Origin of the sequence: Streptomyces sp. SID14478 (genome assembly GCF_010548525.1) — a bacterium.
GTDB lineage: Bacteria > Actinomycetota > Actinomycetes > Streptomycetales > Streptomycetaceae > Streptomyces.
On sequence record NZ_JAAGMG010000339.1, the window covers coordinates 1 to 206 of the forward strand.

Consider the following 206-nt stretch of genomic DNA (forward strand, 5'->3'; position numbering starts at 1 on the left):
AGCGGAGCGCGGCCGCGCACGACGGCTCCAGGACGACGAAGGGCGGCCGGTCGCGGGCGTCCTTCGCGCCGGGCTCCAGCAGCGGCTCCACCAGGTCGAGCGTGCGGCGCAGCACGGCGCGGGCCCGGTCCAGCTGCCCCGTGGACACGTACGTCAGCCCGCAGCACACCCGCCCGCTCACCACGGGCGTGCGGGAGTACGTCCGC

General features: G+C 77.7%; 1 protein-coding gene. It reads right to left on the minus strand.

Annotation, left to right across the window (positions count from 1 at the left end; translation table 11 throughout):
- Nucleotides 1–206, minus strand: a 206-nt coding sequence (locus tag G3I40_RS10970) for a hypothetical protein (protein ID WP_164301969.1), incomplete at both ends; no start/stop codon positions are given.